Here is a 24685-nt window from a genome sequence, read left to right on the forward strand (position 1 = left end):
CTATATGATTTGTCAAGAAAAACATATCTCATTCATTAACAGCACTAAATACCTTCTAATTCAATAATCCACCAGTTAAATTCAACGTCTGTTTCTAGTGTATCAGAAAAACCAACCTCAAAGTAACCAGTATCTTTAGATTTTACATATAGCACTTTGTTTTGTGTAGAAGCTATTGGTGTTATATAGATTAGAGTATTAAGAGATACTTTGTTATTGTTTATTCTAACCTTCCTTGTGTTTGCAGGTAAAACTGCTTTTCCAGCTGTAGCATTTGAGTTTATTTCTCCTTCTACGATTGTTGCAGATTCTGTAGCAGTAGTATCAATATTATTTGCAACAATTATATTATTAATAGTTAGGTTACCTGCAACTTCAACATTACCCAAAAATTTAGTGTTTCCATCAATATCAACTGTTATTTTTCCTGCCATTATTTCAAGTGGGGTAGCTGCAAGAGATTGAATTTGTAGTGGCATATCAAGTGACTCTATTTTGTTGACAGTTAATAGGTCAGAGACAAAAAGTGATGATATTGCAGCTTGACCTGTAACATATAAGTTGTTTGCTTGTATACTTTCTGCAATCAAGTTAGTAAATGTACCATCTTCAAAAGAAGTATCAGTGCTCCAATTTTGACTTTCTGCCAATAAACTTTGGTTTGTTTCAACCTCACGCAATAATTCTTCAATTTCTGAAAGTCTGGTTGACTCAATATCATCTGCATATAATGTTCCTGAAATTGTTGCATCACCATTTACCGCTAATTGATTGGATTCAACAGTACCTTCAAAGTTTGCATTACCCAAAGAGTCAATTGATGCTACTTCTTGATTATCTTGTCCATTAATAACTAATCTTGCAGATTCAGAAGCTGAGAGATCAATGATTAAACTAGAATCTGCAATTGGGGAGATGATATTAGTTTTAATCTCTGGAGTAATTATGCCTGCAAAAATACCAATCTGGGTAACTACTCTTTCTGTAACCACATCAATTAGTTCTCTGGTACTATATAGATAACGGTAAACTCGACTCTCCATGGACGTTGGATTTGGAGCGTAAGAATTATCAATAATTATAGTAATTGTGTCTTTTCCAGTGTTTGGTTCCCAGTTTTCAGTTGCTTTACCAATTGTACGGTCTCCAGCCATAGCTAGGGTGGCCAAACCCGGTGTTTGGGATGAGGTTAGTTCTGCTCCTGCAAAAATAGCAGGGGAGTTAGGGTCAATTTTGACCGGAATTCGACCAGCCAAACCCAAAAGCCTTCTATTTTCGGCTTCAATGCCTAAAGTTTTGCCTGCCTTGGTAGAAATAGCTCCAATTAGATTTGGGTCGTTAATTGATTTTGCCTTAGTAAGTATAGGAACACTAAACTCATCCATTTTTCCGGTTATGGAAACTAAGTCTCCTGCACCAATTGAGTCATCATCAACTGTGTACCATTCTGCCAAATCAGCGCCAAAAACTACGGCATCAAGACGTAATTCCTGCTCTTCACCGGTGTAGTTATAAAGGCGGACGGTGTTGGTGTCAACTTGCTCAATTTTGTAGCCATCGTTGTAAGTAAGATATACATTTTCCACTTGAGGCTGATAGGAGTTGTTGGTGGTGGAGAGTATGATCCTATACTGTAAATACTCGTTCGGGGTAGAAGTTATTTTGGAAAAGTTATTATCAGTTAACAACTTTTCAGCTCTAACATTATCAATATATATAGTATTTGAGGATGCAATTAAGTTTGTAAACCTTAATTTTGTAATAGCATCTCTTGCACCCGATTGTATGTCAGACAAATCCCAATATACCTTTTGCCAAACGTCAGCTGCGTCAATTTTTACAAACTCTTCCTGTTCCGTGCCGGCACTTTCTCCCATACCCACTTTTACAGTACTGCCAGTTTGCGAAGCTCTGATCCAAAAAGTGAGATAGTCGTAGCCGGAAAGATTAGCTGAAGTGATGGTGTCTTCAGCGTAACCACCATTGGTAGAAGAAGTAAGCTTGGTGAGATTACCGGCAGTTGCCTCATCTTCATCTTCAAACTGATCAACGTTTCTGGTGACGTCACCATCGGCCACAGTCAAGTTAGTACCTGTCCACTCGGTATGGGTATTACCATCACTTAAATCAAGGTAGTTGGAGGTAGCAGTAAACGGTTTCCAAGCTTCCCAAGTTCCGTCAGTTGGGGACAGGGTAGAACCACTTCTGGTTTGGAAGGAAACTTTACTATATGGCACAATTGGAGTTTCCCACCTGATTGACTCAAGACTGGCTGAATTTGGGGTGCTTATTACTTTACTGTGATACAAACCATAGGTATGGTAGCCAGAGAGTGATGTGTTGGAAGCAGGGGAACTAGTTCCAGAAATCGATGACGAGTATTCAATTGCGATTCTGCCACTTCCCCCCGCTCCTCCGTGACTACCGGCGTAGCCACTACCAGCACTTCCACCCGTAGCGCTTACCAGGGAAGATCCCAGTGTTAGGTTCTTGCCCATTATTTTGACGGAACCACCACTTGCCCCACCTCCACCTGTTCCGTGTGTAACACCGTTTGAACCCGCATTGCCGTTGGCCCTGATAGAACCGGTGACAGTAATATTTTCTGCGCTGACAGTTACTATTCCCCCAGCAGTACCGCCCGCACCACCACTCCCGGACCCCGTACCGTCTGAGTAACTTGCCCCACCTCCACCGCCAGAACCTAAATAAAGTTTTGCTAAGGTGGTGGAACCGTAGGTAGTACCAGCCAGTGTGCCGTAGGTACTTGTGTTACCAGCTGTGCCATATGATCCTCCTCCACCGCCCTGTCCTCCATTGTAAACGCCTCCGGCGCCACCGCCGATATTATTATTACCCGAACCTATGGAATTCAAATTTGTACCAACACCATTTGAACCATTAGTCCTGTTTGGTGAAGGTCCGCCAGCTCCACCGGCGTAACCTAAACCGGTAGCGTGGATATTCCCGGCTACGGAAACTGTGCCAGTGGCTCTGAAAAACATCACACCGCCCTTGGCACCACTAAAAGCCGACGGAGTAAAGTTCATGGAGGCGTTGACGGTGACATTGTTGTAATTGGGAACTCTTTGGATCATAACTAATTGGTTGGTTCCACTGGTAGTGCCGATATTTGAATCACTACCGGCAATGTCACCGTAATAATTAAGCTTTGAGGTTTTGAAGGTAATAATGTTTGATGAAACACTTAAAATTCGAAGAGTTTCAAAGTTTCCGACATTGTCATAGGCACTCACAATTCCTTTTAAGTTGATAAGTAATATCTCATCTCCGGCAGCAAGACAACCGCTGGCAGGGGTAGTGCTTAAAGTAGCAGTGGTTGCAGTAAGGGTAGTTACCGAGTAATTCACCGCATCGCCACCGTCGGCACAACTTCGGCCGGAAATCAGGCTGGTTGTATTTATATTTGTGTTACCTGAAACCGTAATATTCCCATCTCCACCTGTGCCGGTATCGATAGCTGGAGTAATCTCAATATTTGTCAGTTTAGTTTGAGTGCGGGTGAGATTGCCTGTGGTAGTATATGAGTTACCATTGCCGGAATTGTATAAGTCTGTAATTTCAGCAGCAGATAATTTTTTCTTCCAAAAACCTACTTCGTCTATTATGCCATCAAAAAAGAGTTCTTCGGTTGTATATCGAGCTCCAATTCTAAAGTTGGCTACAGTGTCAGATACAACACCAGTTTCTGAGGCTGAATCAACTGTGCCATTGTTGGCTTGGATACTGCAGGTGTCGGCTGTGGCATCATGCCAAGCGGTTAAAAAATACCAAGTCGCGGTGGAAGGAGCCCCGAGGTTATTAGCGGTGGCAGTACAAACGGTAGTGCCAGACGAATTGGCAAGAATAAACTCAAACCGGCTTGAGGTGTTGTTGTAATAGAGCTCATATTCTTTGACGGATGAACTCTCTGACTTGCTGACGATAGTTCGGTTAGCTCCTGTGCTTTCTAGGTTCACCCAAGCGCTGATGGTGAAATCAATGTCTCCTGTTGAAAGTGAGGTGTTGTCAGTAATTTCAAAAAATTCACTATTAGTGCTTTCCAAGTCTGCTCCATTATTAACTTTACCCGTACCTGAAGCGGTGGTGTTGTTGTCTGTCAGGTTGTTACTTCCATAACTATCATTACGAGTGGTAGCGCTAGATCCAGCACTGGCTTCATTCATTGTCCAGAAGCTGATTAAGTTATTAATAAGGGTACCTTGGGAATCAACCAAGAAAGTTTTTGCAGAAGCATCATCAAATTCGTTTTGAAGTGCATGTTTTACGGTTTGGGTGGAATTGGTGATAGTTTTCCAAAGACCTGTTATTTTATCCTTAATCCAAGCCGTTAAAGATAGGTCGTTGGTATTTTGGTTGTGGGCAATTTCAATATAGTTTTGATTAGCGACAGCGGCGTTGGTTTGGGAATACTTGGTCATATCCAGGGCAATACGATGCCACGCACTATCAGATCCATATAAAAAGAGGTGGTCAGTAGAAGAACTTCCTGCTGAGTTATTATCATAAAAAATTGTTCCTTCAATAGTATTAGTAGTTGAAGAAATATTACTTGCTAGAGTTATGGCGCCATCGTTGTGAATTGTAAATTTAGTAGTTCCAGACGCACTTGCTGTAAAAATATCTCCACCTTTGTCATTATTAACCATTAAGGCTGCCATTCCGTTATTAACTGTGTTGTTTACCCACCAGACACCATTGTCTAGGATGTTGGGACTATTAACTGCTGAAGCATCATCTGCAAATATAATAGTTGCAGTACCATCTGGGTTTGAAATTATTCTTCCATCTAAATATAAAACTCCATCAACTTCCAAATCTCCACTGATTAAAACGTCATCTGATGTAGTAAAACCATGTCCTGTTGTCGCTGTTCCAAATCTGGAGTAGGCAACAGGAGAGGTACTACCGACTTGTAATGATCCGTCAAGAGCAATTCTTGCACCAGTTGGATCAACTAATAAATATCCATTTGAATCTAATGTAAAACCAGAATAAACAGTTCCGTCAGTGTAAGTTAATCTTAATTGTTCACCTGATGTTGCCAGAGAATCAAGTTTTGCATCTGGTCCAGTTGTCCCAATACCGACGTTGCCGGCAGAGGTGTCAACATAGAGTTGGTTGGTGTTAACAGCAAAATCACCGGTTGTGGCAAGGGAGACATTGAGGTTTTGACCTGCAGTTGGGGTCAGAGTTAATGACCCACCTGTTCCGGTGCCAGTTAAAGTCATTCCGCCTGTCGATCCAATTGTACCTGACCAGTAGTTACTGGCGTCATATCCAAGTCTAAGTTGTTCCGTCGTTTCGTTTATGGTGAGTTTCGCCGTAGGCGATGTCGTCCCAATACCGACGTTGCCATTTTCTACAATCAGCCCATAATTATTAGTAGCTCCTGAAGCAGAGAAGTAACCACCGATATTAATTGATGTTGTTCCTGTGTTGGTGACATTTGAGTAAAGTCCATATGCAGTGTGTGATGCATTGGCGTTAGTTCCACTTCTTATAATGTCTAGTATTTTAGATGAACCACTTGCTCCACCTGCTGTAGAAGTAGAGGAGAGGTCAAATAATGTCCCTGTGGTTAATGAAGATGAAGCAAGAGAAAAAGCATCTGCTGCTGTGACTGAGTTAAAAGTAAATGCAGTGGTGTAACCTGCATGGGCTAGGGATAGATTTGCAGTTGGGGTTAGTAAGTCTGACCAAACACTACTTCCACCCCCACCACCTAAACTACTAAAATCAGTCACACAGTTTGTTTCTCCATCACCTGTACAAAACTTGGTAGCTTCAATTGTCCCATCTGAGACTGGTGTTCCAAAAGTAGAAATTCCAGAAGTCACATATAAATCAGCCCCAATAGTAGTTAATCCTGTTGAGTCGACAGAAAATTTTGAAGTTGGTGTTGCTCCTGATAGAAAATTAATAAAATAGTAACCAGTGGCATTACTGGCAATTGTTCCTGCATATAGTGATCCAGAAGTTATGTTTGCATTTGTTGCATTTACAAAACCATTTGCACCACCACCTGGTGCTGCTCCTTCAAAAATTAGGTCAAGAGTTCCAGTGCCATCTGGATTGATGGTTATGATACCGTTTGATGTATTTGGAGTGGTTAAGGTTAGTGCTTGTCCTTCTACTGCAAAGGTGCCTGAAGTAGATTGTATTTTAGGTGATGCGGAAGCTAAAACAACTGTTCCTGTTGAATCAATGTATGGAATTGTAGATGTTCCTGTCCCCGCGGGAAAGCCTTGTAGCGTTTCTGAGTTAATAGCATATGCAACTGTTGCAATTTGTATTCTTGGTGTTGCTTCAGCGTCTGTTCCAACGGTTACACCTAACCAAATGTCTGCATTTTCACTAAAAACACTTGAAGCAATTTCTGCTCCACAAGATGAACCAAGTAGGGTTGAAAATATACCATCTTGATCGGGTGTAATTGAACAAGTTCCAGAATCCCAAAGTTCAGTTCCCCCGGTTGAAACTGCGTATAACTTAAAAACCATATTTGTTGCTACAGTTTCCGGGTTTCCTAGGTCATCAGTTAACCTTCCTTGAAAGGATAAAAATCTGTTTGGTCGTTCAAGAGCGGTAGGGAAGGCAAGTGACCTGTCTGTTGAGTAGAAAACCTGATCATATACCGCATAACCTGAAAGTGATGAAAATAAAATTAAAATTGCGATATGAATATAACTTGCAAGTGGATATGAATGATACTTTCTGTACCAGTTTGGTCGGTTGAAAAACAAACTTGTTAAAACATTCTTTAACTTAGGTTTATTAATAAACTTTGAAATTATTCTTTCTTGCCAAGACTTTGAAATTGTTCTAAAACTAGACACATTTTCAACACCACTCATAAAGTTACTACCAGTGAAGTTTGAGTAACTTCTAAGTGTTGAAAGACGCCTATTTAAAGTTGAAAGTGGGGTAGTAAGTCTTTGTGAGTTAATATACTCCCTAATTAAATTTGAGCTAACCTTGCGATCACCAGCCCAAGTTAAAAAATTAACAATATCTGATTTGTAGTATTTTAAAGATTTAAGGGAAACTCCGTGTAATTTTAAATATCTTAAAAAATTTTCAATAACTTTGGTTTTGTTTACAACTTCTGAATTATTCATTTTCCGCAATTTATATAATAGGTTCAGATTATACTGATTATACCGACCTGTACTAATATTATTATATACCCACAGCCTGTCAAGAGGCTAAATGTTAATGAAAATAGTATATTATTAAATATATGTTTCACAGATAAAATAGTTTAATTTCCGCACAGTAATTCTACTACCAAATATATCAAAGCATCTTATATTTATGTATATAGTTTACAATATTACTATTATCGGGTTGAATTATTTGTGCCTAATAATGCCATTATGGTTATTTTGCGGAAATATGCGGTAAATTATTATTGCGTTTTTTAATTTATTTTAGCTATCGGTAATTATTCAATTTCTGTAAGATTTGCAGGAATTAGATCAAGTTTGGTCTTTTATTTTTTGTGCTGTTTTGTATTTGACTTTGGCATTTTAAGTACTTGACTGCTACGACTAATTTGCAGTTGTTTCGTCCCAATTTTATGAGTATATTTAAAGAATGAATGAAGAATCTAACTTTTCCAGTAACAAGTCTAATTTTTTAATTGTAGTAGTCTTACTTGTTTTTTTACTTACTTTAGGGATTCTAGTTTATTATATTCGTTTCCAAACTACAATAGCTCCTCGTGCGGATAATTATAATTCTATTCAAAGTGTTTCAATTGTTAACTCATATGTCTTTGCATCTCCAGTTAGAGCTAAAGCCTCTGGTGACTTAATACGGGTTACAACATTTGCTTTAGATGATAATGGGTCAGGTTTATATGACAAAAGGGTTGAACTGAAGTCTGATAATTCAGGCCTTGCGATAAAAGAGATACAAAGCTTAACAGATGAAACAGGTAAAGCCCTATTTGATTTAAGCTCTGATATTATTGGGACATATACTGTTGATGTTTATGTTGATGGTGTTAAATTGCCACAAAGTTTACGGGTAGTTTTTGACTAATATATGTTTACCACTGCTCCAGAAATAATAAATGATGCAACAATAGGGCAGGTTGTTACCCAACCAACAGCTACACCAACATCATCACCAAGTACTACAACTGATTCAACTCCCACCGCTACACCTGTTTACACTTTCCCTTCATTTAAAAGGTATAGTGATAATTCGTTAATAATCTATGGGTTTGGACCAATTAAATCTAAGGTGTTTTTAAAAGGTTTTGGTGTTTCTGAAGAAACAGTTTCTGATGAGACTGGTTTATTTGTATTTAATAGAATATACAGTCTGACTTTGACTTATCCAGAGCTTTGTGTACAAGCAACTGATGATTTGGGTAGGGTTACGCAACCTACTTGTATCCCAAGCCTACCAGGGAATAGTTCGATACCCTTAGAGGTGGGTCCGATATTGTTGTCTCCTACCGTTTCTTTGAGTAAAAATAGGGTAGTAGAGGGCCAAGACGCAATTATTACTGGTAAAACTACCCCAAACACATTAGTTAATCTTTTTGTCTCCAAAAGTAATGACTTGTCAAAGTTAAGTTTTGTGTCTGAGGTCAATGCATACAGTTTGCCAGTTGTGAACACTACGTCGGATGATGAAGGTAAATTTGAAATAAGCTTGCCAACTGGGACAAAAGCAGAATACAGGATGTTTGCTTCTACTAAATATGGTGAAAATCTATCTGCAAAAAGTAATACACTAACATTTGCAGTAATAACTGATATTAAGTCCCTGTTGGAGAGGTTTGTTAATTACTTAATAACAAACAAAATAATAGTTGTTTTAATTGTAGAGGCAATCCTCATCGTTTTATTACTTATTCTGGCTTTAAAATCGAATAGGAGAGTCCAGAAGCGTCATAATGAAAAGGATTATCTAAAGTTTGTGGAGTCTTTTTAAGAAGCGTTGGAGTATCTACTAGAGTATTCCTTTTTAATTCTTTGAGACAAAAAAATCTTCATTAGTGATTGGTATGGAACATCCTGTTCGTTTGCAAGCATTCTTAAATCTTCTAACATCATTTGGGGAAGCCTTAATGTTACCTTTGCAGTTGATGGTTTGAGCTTTGAAAAATCAAGTTTGACTGGTTTAAAAATGTGAAGATAATCAGTTACACTGTGATTTGCCCAAAAGTCTCTCTCTTCATCCTCGTTTTTAAAAAGGGGGATTGTTGGTAATATTTTTTTACTACGTAGTAGCAAACTCTGTTTACCCTGATTCTTTTTTTGTATCTTCATATATTTTTCTTTCTTTGTTGTATCTAATATTTTATTGAAATGATAAAGTAACTTCATCATTTTTGTACGATATTGTCAACTTGAAGTTATGATTTAGGTAATTTGTCCTTGAATTTATTTTTTAACATTTCTACCTCGTGTATTTCTTCTTCTAGTCTTTTTTCTAATTCCTCCTGTTTGTTTTTTGACTTCCTGCTCATTAGGTAGGAGAGTAGTATTATAATTATGATTGAGAAAATAATCATAACAATAACTGTTACGGGTATGACCCAAACATAGTTGGTTGCAGTCAAAGTCTTGCCTTGCTCTCCATAGCTTGCCACTAAGTCAATTTTGTATCTTCCAAACATCCAAGTCTGACCCAATTCCACTTCATAATTTCTTTTGGCACTTGGAAATATATTTTTATCTTCCAATGTGACCCTTTCAGTTTCTTGTCCCATCCAATTAGTCAATGTTACTTGTCCTTTAGGGTTTATATGGTAGCCACCTTTGTTGCTAATCTCAAAATAAACAGGAATTTTGCCAAACTCAGAAAATATTGGAGATTTAAATATGTCTACAAATGCAGATTCTGTAATTGGGCCATTAATTCTTGTGTTGACTAAACCTACAATTCTTGGTGAGACCAACGATGCTGCTTCTGAATTTGAAGTTTGGGTTAGTTGTCCAGTCTGCTCGAAAATAATTGCACTATATCTTCCTCCTGGAAGGGTCTCTTGGGGTACGTTGATTCTAAAATTAACCCTTAATACCTCACCTGAAGGTATTACTGCTTTAGTAAAAGGTAGTTCGATCCAATCATTAATTTGATCTTCAAGTAAAATGGGGGACCCATCTGTACCAGTAACTATGAAGTCAACAGCCTTAATGTTTCCCGATATTGGTTGATCTGTTTCATTAAAAAACTTAATTTGTAAGTTTTCAGACTTACCTGGGTCAATAGCTACTGTTTGTCTAGAGGGGGCAACGGTCAAGGGTATTTTTGTCTGAGCGTTAGCTGTACTAAATACAAAGTACATAGAACAAAGAAAAGTAATTAGTGATAGAGCAGTTATAATCTTTAGATTGAATCTCATTTTTTTCATATTTTTTAAAATGTTGGCACAGCTGTATATTGTATTTTATTATAGTAATATCCAGCAGGCTGTGTACCTGTAATATCAATCCTGTAACAAACGTAAACACTTGACCCATCTACCGGCCCTCCATTTTCCATTATGTGTGCAGTTGAAGCACTTCTCGATTCTAGTGCTTCCTGATCTGCAAATTGTTTGGCATTAAAAGTATCACCACCAGCACCATCCCAGTCAAATATTGCGTCGGTTCCTGAGGAATTTTGTAAAGAATATCCTAGTCCTGGGTATGAAGTAGGGTCAGAACCCCAGTCCCTATATGTTTGATGTGTACAACCCGTACCGTCACAAACAGTGTCTTGTATACAGTCATCTGCCTCTCCGGCAGCTGCGCCCGTACAAACTTTACCGTCTTTGCCCATTTGATCATTTTGTTCAACATAGACTTTATAACCAGAACCAGCATTTGTTGAAACTGTTATTTGATGGTTGGTGTTGTGTGTAGCTGCTAAATATGTAGGAGACAAAGTTCCCCAACCAACAGAAGTTGCTGTTGTATCGGGTGAACTTGCTGTCCTAGTTATTCCACAATAGGAACCAGAGTCGGCAGTGATACCAGTAATTGTCAAGGAGAGCGACTCATCAACTGTCGCAGAAACAAGGATTCCCTCGACTGGGGCAACTGCAACATCTGAACTATCCAGTGTTGCATCAGTACCATCTCTTGACTTTATGTTTATTTGATATGAATCAGCTTGACCTTGGGTATGCGTGGTTAACGGTGCAGGGTTAATTATTCCTGGAGTTGAGTCAATTGTTACGGTAATTGCACTTAATGCTGCACAAGCTGAAGTTGCACGATTAATTAATATTCTATGATCATTTGTAGCATCGCCTGCAGTGATTGAGGCAACTGTCCAGTTTACATCAGTGCATCCTGTAACTGCTATATCGGTTGTGGCGATGGTGCTGATATCAAATCCATTGGCTGTTGTGCTTGCACCAGTATCAGGTATACCATCATTTGTTTTACCTGTTGAGTCAACTGCTGGGATTGTAATATAAAGATCTCCATTTGCAGGTATTTCTGTTACTGTAGTAAAAGCTAGAGTCAAACTACCGGATTGAGATGCAACTACATATGCAGTTGATTCAAGTGTTGTTGTTAGGGCCGAAGTTAAATTAAAAGTTGTGCTATCTATTATGTTTGCAACACTATAATTAACATCACCTAAACAACCTGTTTCTTCACTTCCTGCAAAACAAACAGTATCTCCAGGGAATAAGTGATTAGTGTTATTATCAGCGTTTCCGGAAGCATCAATTGTCACAGTTGATGATCCTGAAGTGCCTGTTGCAACACCAGCTTTATATGAAAACCTTGCATTAGATAATGTTGCAGAGGCTGATGTAAAGTTTGCTGAGTGTGTTTTGGTTCTTGGTGAAATTAAAATATAACCAAGGCTAAAACCTAACAATAAAACAACAAAAATTATTAATTTCTTCTTCTCCATACTTTAAATATGACTTTATATCTAATCAAAGTCAATAGTAACAGAATTATAATTGCATATATGAATGGAAAGACATAAGTTGTAGTTTCTGACTTATATATTTTTGCCTCATCATCAATTGAAAACTCTAATTTGGTTATCATTTTTCCAATAATAAGTTTTTGTTTAGGTGTACAGTCAACTAAAGACTCTCCATCAAGACAATTTATACTTCTTGAATATCCAGAAAGAATATTTTGGGGGGCAAGCTTTAACATTTCCTCATCATTTATTATTATTTTTCCATTTGGTTTCCAGAAAGAGTTGCCATTGTTCATAATTAAAACTTCGAAACTAAATGGTATGAGTGGGTCAGAAACAAGAGGTGCCTTAAACTTAACAACCTCTGCAGATTTTTTTGGGTTACCATCTTTTGATATGGTAACTAAGATGTTTGATCCTATTTCTGTCTTGTATAAACTTAAGTTATCATCAGTAATACTATTTGGTTCTTGGGATTCAAAAATTAAGGTTATAAAATGATCAGTTTCGGGTGTTGTTTCTGGAGGAGACAAACTTATATTAAATATCTTTTGTTCTTGGTTTTTGATTGTAAATTGATCAGGATTATATCTAATCCAATCGGGTGCAGGAATATCTGTAGTTGTTACATTTCCCATTATGTCTGATGGAATAAAATAAATTAGCTTAGGTTTCAATATTATGTCAGAACCATTATTAGTTAGTGCATATGTTTGTTTAACCTCTTTACCTGGCTGAATAGTCACTTCAAGTAATGGTGGGGTAATTGAAAGTGAAATATTACCTTGGGCAATTGTCTTTTGGTCAAACACAAAGAACAAACTAAAAAAGAAAAATGTAAATACTATATATTTCATATTAATATCCTGGTATAGCTGTAAATGTAATTATATTCTGATATGTTCCTGCGGGTTGAACCCCGCTGACATTAACTTTATAAGTAATTGTAGCTGTTCTCTCACGACCGACATTTATTGAACTCATTATTATGGCTGGATTTTCTGCACTGTTTCTATCAGAAAACTGTCTGAAGTAGTCTGAATTTACAAAATCGGCTGGTATGTCATCACCACTCATATTAAACCCAAAGCCATACCTTGAGTTAGACGTCCAAGTACCCGCAGACGTTTCACTACAAGTTGAGTCACAAAGAGTGTCTATGATAGTGTTTGAACCATCTGATGTTTTTAAAGGATTATTTTCAGAAGCTTTGACTGTATATCCTCCTGCCCCTCCAGCTGAAACAGTTAAGATTGATGTATCTGTTGATGGTGTGCCTGGTGTTAGAACACCAAAATTAATTTGTATATCACTCACGGAAAAAGAAAAAGGAATTATTGAGTTTATGTATTGAAAACCAGATTTGACTCTAAAGCCTGTTGATGAAAAAAGTCCAGGTGCAGTTTGACCTATTGTTGTGTTTAAATAATAGTTGTCAGAAGAGGGTATTCCTGCCCCTGAATTGAAATTTGGAAAAATTATTCGATAATTTTCTGACTGTACTCTTTCTTGTGCGTAAACGAGACTCAAATTAGAAATTATCAGAAAAAAAAATATGCAACAAAACATAAACTTTTTCATTTTTTCTTTGTTTCTAAATTTTGAATTTCGTGGTCTTTAGCTTCAATTTCGTTTTCCAAAACTTTTTCTTCTATCTTTAGTTCTTTGATTATTTCTTCAGCCTTTTCTTTTTTAGTTGTAAGTATTCTTAATGTTGAAACGAGATATATGATCACTGTCATAGAGATCAGGAAGTAAACTATAAATATGAATGAGTAGTGGAAGATGTTAACCCAAGCTATAACTAAAATTGTGGTAACTACGATTGTGGCAATATCAATATACTTCCTAACTCTTAAGTAAACTTCATTTTTCTTAAATAGAAAATGTGAAGCAGTGTATAGAATGATAATAAAGGCAAGTATGTAGAGCATTATTTTTAAGTTTAGTTAAAAAGTAGTAGAATATCAAATATGACTAATGTATATAATCATCGTGAAGTAAGCAAAGCTTCGCCATTTTACGATCATAAAATGGTTGAAAAAAAGTGGCAAGGGGTTTGGGAAAGAGAGAGGTTGTATTCTCCTGATATTAAAAAATTAAAGAAGAAAGATAAATTCTACGACGGTAAGACGAAAACTTCGAAGAAGTTTTACAACCTTTGGATGTTTCCATATCCATCAGCAGAAGGTCTTCATGCGGGTCATGCCTTCGCTTCAACTGGAAGTGATGTAATTGGTAGGTTTATGAGAATGAATGGTAGGACTGTTTTTCAACCAATTGGCTATGACAGTTTTGGAATACATTCTGAAAACTATGCAATTAAAATAAACGAGAATCCCAAAGAAGTTGTAAAAAGAACCACTAAAAACTATGAAAAACAAATGAGATCTTTAGGTCATGGATATGATTGGTCTAGGACAGTGACCACTTCTGATGTTGATTACTATAGATGGACACAGTGGCTGTTTATCAAAATGTGGGAAAAGGGTTTGGCTTACAGAAAAAAGGCAGAAGTAAATTTTTGCCCATCTTGCAAAACTGTTTTGGCTGATGAGCAGGTAATGACTCCAAAACAGGCAGGCAAAGAACCAAAAGATGGCCAAGGTAACATTGTTACTGAAACTGAGGATATGAAAGTCTGTGAGAGATGTGGAACAGTTGCAGAAAAGAAAAGCTTGGATCAATGGTTTTTCAAAATTACTGACTATGCAGATAGATTACTTGAAGGATTAGACAAAATAGATTGGAGTAGTAGGGTAAAAGTTGCACAAAAGGAATGGATAGGAAAGTCTCAAGGGAGGTTGATTGAATTTGAAGTAGTCGGCTCAAAAGATAAACTAAAGGTATTTACCACAAGACCAGATACTTTAAATGCTGTTACTTTTTTGGCAACTTCCAAGTTATATAAAGAGGGTAGTAAAGAAAAAATTGGTCAATTCTCAGGTCAATACGCTGTTAGCCCACTTGATGGTAGAAAAATTCCAATTTGGGATACTAACTATGTGGCTCCAAACTACGGGACAGGGGTAGTAATGGGCGTACCTGCACACGACGAACGTGATATGGATTTTGCTACTAAGTATTCTATTGATATATTAAACAAAGAACCGGAAGAAAACAAAATTGGCCAAAGAAATACAAGTTATCATTTAAGAGATTGGCTGGTAAGTCGTCAAAGATATTGGGGAGCTCCTATACCAATGGTTGATTGTCCTAAGTGTGGTTGGGTTAGCGTTCCAGAAAAAGAATTGCCTGTAGAGCTACCAAATATTACTGATTTTAAACCAGAAGGAAATGGTAGGGGACCTTTGGCAAATCATAGCGAATTTTTTGAGGTTAAATGTCCAAAGTGTGGTGGTGAAGCAAAACGAGAAACTGATGTTATGGACACCTTTGTTGATAGTAGTTGGTATTTTTTGAGATATCCTTCTATTGGGCTAGAAAATGATAGTAAGATTCCTTTTGATAGTGTTATTTCAAAGAAAATGTTGCCCGTTGACCTATATTTTGGTGGAGCAGAACATTCTGTACTTCATTTAATGTATGCAAGATTTGTGAATATGGTTATGTATGATTTGGGTCTAATTGATCATGAAGAGCCATTTCCTAAATTTTTTGCTCATGGATTAATGATTAAAGATGGAGCCAAGATGAGTAAATCTAGGGGGAATGTGGTCAACCCTGATATCTATGTAGAAAAGTACGGTGCAGATGTTTTAAGGCTATATGTTATGTTTTTAGGTCAAATGGATGGTTATCCTGACTTTAGAGATAGTGGTATTGAAGGTATGAACAGATTCATTAAAAGAGTTGTTGGTCTTTTTGAAAGTGATAAAAAACCAAGTAAGGATGATTTGGAGAAGGTTTGTTTCAAAACACACCAAGTAATCAAAAAAGTAACAGATGATATAAGCGAATTTAAATATAATACATCCATTGCAGCTATTATGGAGCTTGTAAACACAATCTCAGAATTAGGTGCAGACAGAAAAATATTAAAAAATTTAGTTTTGCTTTTAGCTCCATTTGCCCCGCACGTTACTGAGGAATTATGGCAGACTGAGTTAAAACAAAAAGGCTCTATTCACACATCAAGCTGGCCTAAATATGATGAGAAGTATTTGAAACTTAAAGAAGTTGTAATTGCTGTGCAAATCAACGGTAAATTAAGATCGACAATTGAAGTTGAAGCTAGTTTAGAGCAAAGTAAAATTATAGGGCTTGCAAAAAAAGACCCGAAAGTAGCAAAATGGTTAAAGAGTGGAACAATTAAGAAAGAGATATATATACCTGAAAGACTTGTTAACTTCGTTATTTGATCAAAATTCATTAGTATTACTACTAATTGGACTTATCTTAATCGGTTTTGGGGTGCTTCTATTTAAAACTAACATACTCACTCAATCTGACAAGGTTGAGGTCTTAAATAGTGTTACAGAGAACCAAGAGGGCAATCAAGAAATAGTTGTGGAAATTTCTGGAAGTGTAGAAAAACCAGGTGTTTATAAAATGAAAGTTGGGGATAGGGTTGATGACTTACTAATAATTTCTGGTGGACTTTCAGTAAATGCTGACAGAGATTGGGTCGTCAAAAAAATTAACAGGGCATCTAAACTAATTGATGGGCAAAAGATTTACATATATCAGTTAGGAGAGGTGAGTGCCAAAGAAACTGAGGGTGTCAAAGTAGATCAGGGGGTTTTAGGTGATAGCAATGGTAACTTGGTAAACATTAACACTGCAAGTCAAAAAGAGCTGGATAGTCTTAGTGGAATTGGCCCTGTTTACGCCCAAAACATCATTGAACACAGACCTTACTCAACCTTGGAAGAGTTGGTGTCAAAAGGTGCAATTGGTAAATCAGTTTTTGAAAAAATCAAAAATAGTATTAGTTTATAATTTTTGTTTTTTTGCTATAAAAATCAAAAATGATATTTCATTATATTAGTTTTTTAGTTGTTGTTTTTCTGATATTTATTCGCTATCACTCAACGCTTCCTAATTTTAAAAATGGAGACGAAGTTAGAATAACCACTAAGGTTTTGACAGAACCAATCCAGTATTCAACAGCTCAGTATCTTAAACTGTCAGATCTTAAAACTTACTTGCCCAAATATCCAGTAGTTACCTATGGTGACACTGTTGTTGTCGTTGGGACAGTTGATGGGGACAAGCTAAGTAACCCAATAATTGAAAAACTAGAAACACAAAACAGGGGTTTTTTATTAGATTTTAGATTTAAACTAATTTCTTTTTACAAATCTTCATTACCAGAGCCTTTAAGTAGTTTGGTAGCAGGAACTGTAATAGGTTCAAAAAATATGCCAGAAAGTTTTTGGCAGAAACTAAAAGACACGGGAACTGCCCATGTAGTTGTTGCTTCAGGCACAAATGTCACCATGACGGCAAGTTTTTTGATTGGACTACTAACCATTTTCTTTGTTAGAAGGACCGCAATTTGGCTTACATTAGTTGGAATTTTTGGTTATGTTGTCATTTCTGGCTTTGATGCCCCGATTGTTAGGGCAGGAATAATGGGATCAATACTATTGTTGGGTCAAGGTGGGGGAAGATTAGTAAATACTTGGAGGATTTTAATATACTCAGCTCTCATAATGTTACTGTTTAAGCCATCTTGGCTAACTGATCTTGGTTTCATACTGTCATTTGTGGCTACTATGTCTTTAATGCTCTTTCAAAAAACAATTGACCTAAAGTTAAGATCAATTCCCGCGTTCTTTCGTGAAGGATTATCAACCTCACTTGCGGCTCAGATTGGTGTTGCGCCAATAATTTTTGTTACTTTTGGTCAATTTAATATTCTTTCACCAATTATTAATGCTTTGATACTGTGGACTATTCCCTATATTATGGTTGGAGGAGCAATAGCAGGGGTATTGGGTTTAGTTATACCATTAGTTGGTAGACTGATACTCTTTGTTATATTCCCATTATTATGGTATTTCGAAAAAGTAGTTTCTATGTTTTAGTTTTGATCCTTCTTTCTATTTGGATTTTTGCCTTTAGTGTGTCTGACAACCTGCAAATAGTTGCTTGTGATGTAGGTCAGGGTGATGCAATTCTAATACAGCACAAGAATAACCAAGTTCTAATTGATGGTGGGCAAGATAAAAAAGTATTAGATTGTCTTGGACGCCATATGCCCTTTTTTGATAGACAAATAGAGATGGTAGTTCTAACCCATCCTGACCTAGATCACTTTGGGGGTTTAATTGATGTCTTTAGTAACTACAAAGTTTTAAAGTTTGGGACAAATGGTAAGGATGTTAGCAAAGAGGAGTATAGAGTGCTAGTAAATTGGGTGGGGGGTATGGATGTAGAGCAGGTTACCTTGACTAGTGGTATGGTTGTCAGGTTAGGTCTGATATATTTAGATATAGTTCATCCAGCTGCAACACTGGAAATTAATAAAGAACAAAATATAGAAGGTGATTCAAACAACCAAAGTATAGTTATGGTCTTAAATTACGCTCAATTTAAGGCTTTATTTACTGGTGATGTTGAGAATGATGTAAGCGATCAGTTGTCAAACAATATAAAAGTCAACAACCTTGACTATATCAAAGTAAATCATCACGGAAGTCGTAATGGTTTGTCTGAAAACCTACTAAAAGCAGTTAATCCTAGGTTCGCGGTAATTAGTTCTGGTTTTAAGAACAGATATGGTCATCCTCATGCGGAGATACTTGAAATCTTAAAAAAGTATGATGTTAATGTTTTGAGGACTGATGAGATAGGTGATATTGTAATTGAAACTGATGGACAAACTTTCTGGCAAAAAAATAACTCACTTTTTTAAACGTTTTTATGTTTAATAGGGTGAGTTATTGAAAAACAAGTTGGCTATATAGCATATAACTATTAAGAACCCAACCAGGGTCCAAAATGCTATCTTGATCAACTTCTCAAAAAATTTCATTTCATCCTCCTTTTTGGAATTTAAAATTTTTTGGTAAGGGTATTATAGCTTATAATTTACTAACTTAAAACTTTTTATTTTGATACAATATATTTGTATGGATTATATGAAAAGTATTAGACAAGTTCTTGAAGAAATTAGTGGAATTAAAAACCCTGATATTGAGTTCTCATCAATAGATAGTTTTGGTGATTATTCAACCAACATTGCTTTAAAAAATAAAGATATAGATCCTAACGACATAGCTTTAAAAGTTAACAATCTAAACTTAGATTATACGGCAGAAGTTAAAGGAAAGTTTGTTAACTTCTGGTTGAAAAACGATGCCCTAGTTGATAATTTGATACAGATTGATAAAGATAAGGATAGTTATGGAAAAAGTAATATTGGTAAAAATAAGACAGTTATTATTGACTATTCATCTCCAAATATAGCCAAGCCTTTTAGTATAGGACACTTAAGGTCAACTGTCATAGGTCAGGCAATTTACAATCTTTTTAAAAGTTTGGGTTATCAAGTAATTGGTGATAACCACCTAGGTGATTGGGGGACACAATTTGGAAAACTTCTATATATGATCGATTTTAAGAAAACAAAAGATTTTTCTATTGAAAACCTAGAAGAACTTTATGTTGAATTTCATAAACTTGAAAAAACAGATGAAACATTGGGGGAAAGAGCTCGTGAGTGGTTTAAAAAGTTGGAAGATGGTGATAGTACAGCAAGAACTGTGTGGAAACAGTGTGTAAACGTGTCTTTAAATGAATTTAAACGGATATATGATCTTTTAGATATTAAGGTAGACAACACCTACGGAGAAAGTTTTTACGAGGAAGAGATGAAAGAGATGTTAAAGGATCCAAGTATAAATAAACATATAGTAGATGGGGAAGATGGGGACTCAAAGGTTATTAACTTGGAGTCAGTTGGAATTAAAACCCCACTAATGTTTTTAAAGGGAGATGGTGCAACTACCTACGCAACCAGAGATTTGGCAACACTTAGATTCAGACAGAAAAAATACAAACCAGACATTATTGTCTATGAGGTTGGCGCAGAACAAAAATTGCACTTTAAGCAGGTTTTTGAAGCTGCAAAAATGCTCGACCTAATAGACAAAGACGTTGAGTTGGTCCACACCGCACATGGTTTATACCTTGCTGAGGACGGAAAAAAGTTTTCAACTAGAAAAGGTAAAACAATTAAATTAGAAGAGGTCTTAGACGAAGCTATTGAAAGAGCAAAAGAGCTAGGAAACAATAAAGAAGTAGCAAAACAAGTTGGTATTGGAGCAATTAAGTATTTTGACCTGATGCATTCTGTACAAAGCGATGTAGTGTTTGATTGGAACAAAATTTTAAATATGAATGGCAATAGTGGGCCTTATATTCAATACACTGTAGCTCGAATAAACTCAGTGGTTTCAAAATCTGACAAGAATAATTTAAATCTTAAGGATTTGCAAACAAAGAACTTAGAAGTTGAGGAAATATTATTACTGCGTAAATTATCCCAATTCCAAGAGGTTATGGTGACTGCGGGGAAAACTTACTCACCTAACATACTTTGCAATTATTTATATGAATTGTCCAGTAAATTCAATACTTTTTACAATGCTCATAAAATTGTAGGTGGGAAGAATGAATATTTTAAGATTTTACTGACCTCTGGTGTTTGTGTTGTTCTTAAAAATGGTCTAGAAATTCTAGGAATAGACACTCCAGAGAAGATGTAAAACTACTTCTTTTCTATAATTCCAAAAAACTTATCAAACAATTTTCTCAATTCTGACACATGTGTTTCTTCTTTGTTTTTCTCTTTAAATTTAGATATATATTTGACTTGCAAATCTCTAAATTCATTATGTAGTTCATCTAGTATATCATCTGACAACTCTTCTACATTTATAACCTCATCTCTTGCACCTTTTATACCCTTTAATAATTCATCAAGTTTTAAGTGTATAGCTTTAGAGTCTCTGTTTTGCGTATTTTGAATCAAAAAGACCATTAGAAAGGTTATGATCGTGGTTAAGGTATTAATTGCCAATTGCCAAGTGTCTGAGTAGTTAAATAGAGGACCGGTTGTTACCCAAAGAACAATTAGAAGTATTGCAATTACAAAAGTATAGGCACTTCCTGCCACATTAGAAACTGTAGTTGCTATTTTCCTAAAAATTGAGTTAACATTCATATTGTCTATATTACTATGAACTATTTTTTAGAAAAACTCAACAACAATATTAAGGTCGTTTCTATCCCAATGCCAACCCTAGAATCTGTTACTGTAACAGTTTGGTTTAAAACAGGATCAAGGAATGAAAATAAAAAAAATAATGGAGTTAGTCACTTTCTGGAACATATGTTTTTTAAAGGTACAACAAATAGGCCAACAGCCAAAGAAATAGCAGAGGAGATAGACTCAATTGGTGGTATTCAAAATGCGGGAACATCTAAAGAATATACACAGTATTACATTAAATGTAGGGCAGATAAGGCAGAAATTGCTTTTGATCTTCTTTCTGATATGGTTATGAACTCACTTTTGGCAAGTGAAGAGATTGAGCGCGAAAAAGGAACAATTATTGAAGAGATTAGGATGTATGAAGATACTCCAATGATTAACATCGGAGAAGTCTTTGAGAGTCTTATTTACGAGAGTCATCCTCTCGGAATGGGTATTGCTGGTACAGAAAAAACGGTTTCAGAAATGAAAAGGGGGGATTTTTTGGATTATAAAGACAGTTTCTATGGGGTCGATAATATTTTAATAACTGTGGCTGGTGGATTGAGTCAAGAAATTGCCACTAACCTTGGTCAAAAATACTTTTCAAAGATAAGTACCAAAAACAGTGAATTAAAAATTGAAAATAAATTCAAAACAATTCAAAGTAAACCAAAAATAAAACTACACAATAAAAAGAAAGAGCAAGCACATATTATTTTGGGTTATATGGCAGACGGCAGAAACTATGAACACAAATATGCACAAAGCGTTTTATCAGTTATCTTGGGGGGTGGGATGTCTTCAAGAATGTTTACAGAGGTAAGAGAAAGAAGGGGTCTGGCATATTCAGTCAGAACATCAATGGATAGGTATACAGACTGTGGTTATATAGGTACATATGCAGGACTTGATACTAAAAGAGCAGTGGAGGCAGTTGGGGTAATATTAAATGAACATTTAAAGATAACTAACGGCCAAAATCCAATAACAAAACAAGAACTGATAAAGGCAAAGGAGTTTTTAAAGGGTCACCTAGCCTTGGCATTGGAAGACACAAGTGACGTCTCAGGTTTTTTTGGAAACCAAGTGTTGTTTGAGAAAAAAGTTTTATCACCGGAGGGTGTCTTTAAAAAAATAGACAAAGTAACAATGGATGAAGTCAACGCTGAAGCTATACGATTGTTTGTACCTGAAAAACTAAACCTTGCCATAATTGGACCATATGGAAGTGATAGGGAGTTTAAAAAAATATTAAATTAGTATAGAATAGTACAATAATATGATGCAAAGAACTGTAGTTTTAATTAAACCAGATGGACTTCAAAGAGGTCTGGTTGGTGAAATAATGCATAGGTTTGAAAGAAAGGGTTTAAAACTAATTGGTGTCAAAATGATAAGGCTTACAGATGAAATACTTGAAAACTGGTATATTCACCACAAAGATAAAGCATTTTTTAAGGATTTGAAAAGTTTTATGGAGTGGACCCCGGTTGTTGCCATGGTCTGGGAAGGTCTTGATGCCATTGCTGCGGTTCGTAAGATTGTGGGAATTACTAAAGCAAGAGAGGCAGAAGCAGGGTCAATTAGAGGCGACTTTGGTATGAGTGGATCACAAAACATTATTCATGCCTCAGATTCAGAAGAATCAGCACAAAAAGAAATGGGACTTATTTTTAATGGTGATGAAATTTTTGAATATCAAAGTGCCACAGAATGTTTAATTTATGGCGCGGATGAAATGAGTAAGTAACTTCATTTGACAACATGCCTTTGTTCTGTTATCCTGTACATAATTGTACAAGATGGACAAACTAAATATATTACTTAAGTCCAAAGAAAAGCTATTTCATACACAAGATCTGGCCCTCTTGTGGGGAATTGAAAACAGAAACACTCTCTACACAACCATAAAAAGATATGTCAAAAAAGGAATATTAATCCCAGTTGTTAAAGGGCTTTATTCAACTGTTCCAATTAACGAGATCGACAAGTTTGAACTAGGTACAAGTTTAATTCATAAATATTGCTACGTCTCCTGTGAGACGGTATTGTTTTTAGAAGGTGTCATAAATCAAGTTGTTTATCCCATTACCTATGTTTCATCCATTTCTTCTAAAATAGAAATAAACGGAGTAATGTATATTTATAGACAAGCAAAGCCTGAAATATTGTTTGATCTAAACGGGATAGAACAAAAAGATGGATATTTTATGGCAACAAAAGAAAGGGCAACATCAGACATGAATTATTTTAACCCAAAATATTATATGGATAATTTAGAAAAAGAATAATTAAATATGGTCGATTTAAAAATACAAAATGCTATTCATAGGAATAAAATGCAAAAACTTTTGATTGCAATTGCAGATAATCCATTTCTCTCAAAGAGAATTTATTTTAGAGGAGGAACATGCGCTGCGATGCTTGGATATTTAGATAGATTTTCTGTTGATTTAGATTTTGATCCTTATAAGTCAATTGCCACATCTGATATGTTGAATTTTCGAAAGGAACTGTTGCCAATTTTTGATAAATTGGATTTTAAAATTGACAGAGAAAATTACGAATCACTGTTTTTTACTCTAAAATACAAGGCAAAAGTTAATTTTAGGAATACTCTGATGCTTAGCGTATTTAATGAAGTTATAAAAAATAATGACTATCAAAAGGTTAAAATTACAGAAATTGATAGATTTATGACTTGTCAGACAGTTGAATCAATGTTTGCAAATAAACTCGTTAGTGTAATGGATAGATACAATAGGCATAAAAAAATTGCAGGTAGGGATATTTATGATGTTAAATATTTTTTTGAACAAGGGTATGAGTTTAAGAATGAGATAATTAAGGAAAGAACAGGGATGGAAACAAAAGATTATATTAAAAAATTAATTGTGTTTATTGAAAAAGAAGTAACAGAAGATTTGATAAATAGGGATTTAAATATGCTTTTGGCACCCGATACATTTAGTAAAATTAGAAAAACATTAAAACAAGATACATTACTTTTTTTAAAGAATTTAATAAATTAAGTTACTACAATTTGAGTTTTTAAACTCTTGGTATTAGACTACGACCATGATAGATAGAAAATGGCTGTATGGAGGTGGAATCGCAACAGTGATAAGTGGAGCATTTCTTGGTATTCGAAGCATTGTGTCAAACAATGATGGGGCAGAAGAGGCAAAAAGAACTTTACAACCAACACCGACATTGAGCTCTGAACATGAGCAGGGTAATTTCGGGGCTGAAACACAAGTAAACACAGCTGGTTATAAAAAATACACACTTATTCCAGGAAAAACTGTTTTATATGAATCCGTGCCAGATCCTGAAGGAAATGGAAGAGATTGTGTTAAGGTTGGCAGTTACTCGACTGGTAATACCTTATTTGGAGCTACGGTAGTGGTTGGACATGATAGCAGTTTATATATTGATGTGCCAAGTGGAACAATACATGCATCGGATGGCACTGTAATTGGTTATTTTGAACGATCTAAGATAGTAGGGTGGGAAGATGCACCGGGAGCTGATCCTGACAGTATAGTTTGTGCAAACAACTAAATTTATTACCAATTATAATTTTAATTTTTA

The 24685-nt window shown here is 35.9% G+C and carries 20 protein-coding genes; 12 read left to right on the plus strand and 8 right to left on the minus strand.

Annotated features, from left to right (window positions below; translation table 11 throughout):
* Window positions 1-44: 44 nt before the first annotated feature.
* Window positions 45-7142 (minus strand): site-specific integrase, encoded by a 7098-nt coding sequence (locus QY322_04105; protein ID WKZ25535.1) that lies wholly within the window; start codon window positions 7140-7142, stop codon window positions 45-47.
* A 478-nt stretch (window positions 7143-7620) separates the two neighbouring features.
* Between QY322_04105 and QY322_04110 the strand changes: the two genes are divergently transcribed.
* The gene (locus tag QY322_04110; GenBank protein WKZ25536.1) at window positions 7621-8070 is read left to right on the plus strand and encodes a hypothetical protein; all 450 of its coding nucleotides are present in this window, start codon (window positions 7621-7623) and stop codon (window positions 8068-8070) included.
* Between the two features lie 3 nt (window positions 8071-8073).
* The gene (locus QY322_04115; protein ID WKZ25537.1) at window positions 8074-8973 is read left to right on the plus strand and encodes a hypothetical protein; all 900 of its coding nucleotides are present in this window, start codon (window positions 8074-8076) and stop codon (window positions 8971-8973) included.
* On the opposite strand, the gene QY322_04120 is transcribed toward QY322_04115, so the two are convergent.
* The 6 genes from QY322_04120 to QY322_04145 are packed head-to-tail and all read right to left on the minus strand — an operon-like array spanning window position 8970 to window position 13664.
* The gene (locus QY322_04120; protein WKZ25538.1) at window positions 8970-9371 is read right to left on the minus strand and encodes a BrnA antitoxin family protein; all 402 of its coding nucleotides are present in this window, start codon (window positions 9369-9371) and stop codon (window positions 8970-8972) included. The genes QY322_04115 and QY322_04120 overlap by 4 nt on opposite strands.
* Window positions 9372-9397: 26 nt before the next feature.
* Entirely contained in the window at window positions 9398-10399 is a 1002-nt protein-coding gene (locus tag QY322_04125; GenBank protein ID WKZ25539.1) for a hypothetical protein, read from the minus strand.
* A gap of 5 nt (window positions 10400-10404) precedes the next feature.
* Window positions 10405-11901 (minus strand): hypothetical protein, encoded by a 1497-nt coding sequence (locus QY322_04130; GenBank protein WKZ25540.1) that lies wholly within the window; start codon window positions 11899-11901, stop codon window positions 10405-10407.
* Complete coding sequence (locus QY322_04135; protein WKZ25541.1) at window positions 11883-12779, minus strand: hypothetical protein; 897 nt, start codon at window positions 12777-12779, stop codon at window positions 11883-11885. The genes QY322_04130 and QY322_04135 overlap by 19 nt, the downstream gene beginning before the upstream one ends.
* A gap of 1 nt (window position 12780) precedes the next feature.
* Window positions 12781-13452 carry a hypothetical protein gene (locus QY322_04140; GenBank protein WKZ25542.1) on the minus strand — a complete coding sequence of 224 codons (672 nt, stop codon included), beginning with the start codon at window positions 13450-13452 and terminating at the stop codon, window positions 12781-12783.
* 47 nt (window positions 13453-13499) lie between these two features.
* Window positions 13500-13664, minus strand: a complete 165-nt coding sequence (locus QY322_04145; GenBank protein WKZ25543.1) for a hypothetical protein — start codon at window positions 13662-13664, stop codon at window positions 13500-13502.
* 231 nt (window positions 13665-13895) lie between these two features.
* Between QY322_04145 and QY322_04150 the strand changes: the two genes are divergently transcribed.
* The 5 genes from QY322_04150 to argS all read left to right on the plus strand — a co-directional run bounded on the left by QY322_04150 (window position 13896) and on the right by argS (window position 20600).
* Entirely contained in the window at window positions 13896-16244 is a 2349-nt protein-coding gene (locus QY322_04150) for a class I tRNA ligase family protein (GenBank protein ID WKZ25544.1), read from the plus strand.
* Window positions 16186-16824 carry a helix-hairpin-helix domain-containing protein gene (locus tag QY322_04155; protein WKZ25545.1) on the plus strand — a complete coding sequence of 213 codons (639 nt, stop codon included), beginning with the start codon at window positions 16186-16188 and terminating at the stop codon, window positions 16822-16824. Before QY322_04150 ends, QY322_04155 begins: the two co-directional genes overlap by 59 nt.
* 29 nt (window positions 16825-16853) lie before the next feature.
* Complete coding sequence (locus QY322_04160; GenBank protein WKZ25546.1) at window positions 16854-17915, plus strand: ComEC/Rec2 family competence protein; 1062 nt, start codon at window positions 16854-16856, stop codon at window positions 17913-17915.
* The gene (locus QY322_04165) at window positions 17882-18745 is read left to right on the plus strand and encodes an MBL fold metallo-hydrolase (GenBank protein WKZ25547.1); all 864 of its coding nucleotides are present in this window, start codon (window positions 17882-17884) and stop codon (window positions 18743-18745) included. Before QY322_04160 ends, QY322_04165 begins: the two co-directional genes overlap by 34 nt.
* A gap of 217 nt (window positions 18746-18962) precedes the next feature.
* Complete coding sequence (gene argS, locus QY322_04170; protein ID WKZ25548.1) at window positions 18963-20600, plus strand: arginine--tRNA ligase; 1638 nt, start codon at window positions 18963-18965, stop codon at window positions 20598-20600.
* A 2-nt stretch (window positions 20601-20602) separates the two neighbouring features.
* Here argS and QY322_04175 read toward each other — a convergent pair whose 3' ends face one another.
* Entirely contained in the window at window positions 20603-21058 is a 456-nt protein-coding gene (locus QY322_04175) for a low affinity iron permease family protein (GenBank protein WKZ25549.1), read from the minus strand.
* A gap of 15 nt (window positions 21059-21073) precedes the next feature.
* Here QY322_04175 and QY322_04180 point away from each other — a divergent pair, with 15 nt between their 5' ends.
* Genes QY322_04180 through QY322_04200 form a run of 5 tightly spaced genes read left to right on the plus strand, consistent with a single transcriptional unit; the run spans window position 21074 to window position 24655 of the window.
* Entirely contained in the window at window positions 21074-22351 is a 1278-nt protein-coding gene (locus QY322_04180; GenBank protein WKZ25550.1) for a pitrilysin family protein, read from the plus strand.
* A gap of 22 nt (window positions 22352-22373) precedes the next feature.
* Complete coding sequence (ndk, locus tag QY322_04185) at window positions 22374-22841, plus strand: nucleoside-diphosphate kinase (GenBank protein ID WKZ26126.1); 468 nt, start codon at window positions 22374-22376, stop codon at window positions 22839-22841.
* A 52-nt stretch (window positions 22842-22893) separates the two neighbouring features.
* On the plus strand, window positions 22894-23382 hold the full coding sequence (locus QY322_04190) for a hypothetical protein (GenBank protein ID WKZ25551.1): 489 nt from the start codon (window positions 22894-22896) through the stop codon (window positions 23380-23382).
* A 6-nt stretch (window positions 23383-23388) separates the two neighbouring features.
* Complete coding sequence (locus tag QY322_04195; GenBank protein ID WKZ25552.1) at window positions 23389-24123, plus strand: nucleotidyl transferase AbiEii/AbiGii toxin family protein; 735 nt, start codon at window positions 23389-23391, stop codon at window positions 24121-24123.
* A gap of 46 nt (window positions 24124-24169) precedes the next feature.
* Entirely contained in the window at window positions 24170-24655 is a 486-nt protein-coding gene (locus tag QY322_04200; protein WKZ25553.1) for a hypothetical protein, read from the plus strand.
* Window positions 24656-24685 lie beyond the last annotated feature (30 nt).

The organism is bacterium (assembly GCA_030583725.1).
GTDB lineage: Bacteria > Patescibacteriota > Microgenomatia > UBA8517 > UBA8517 > JAUYMM01.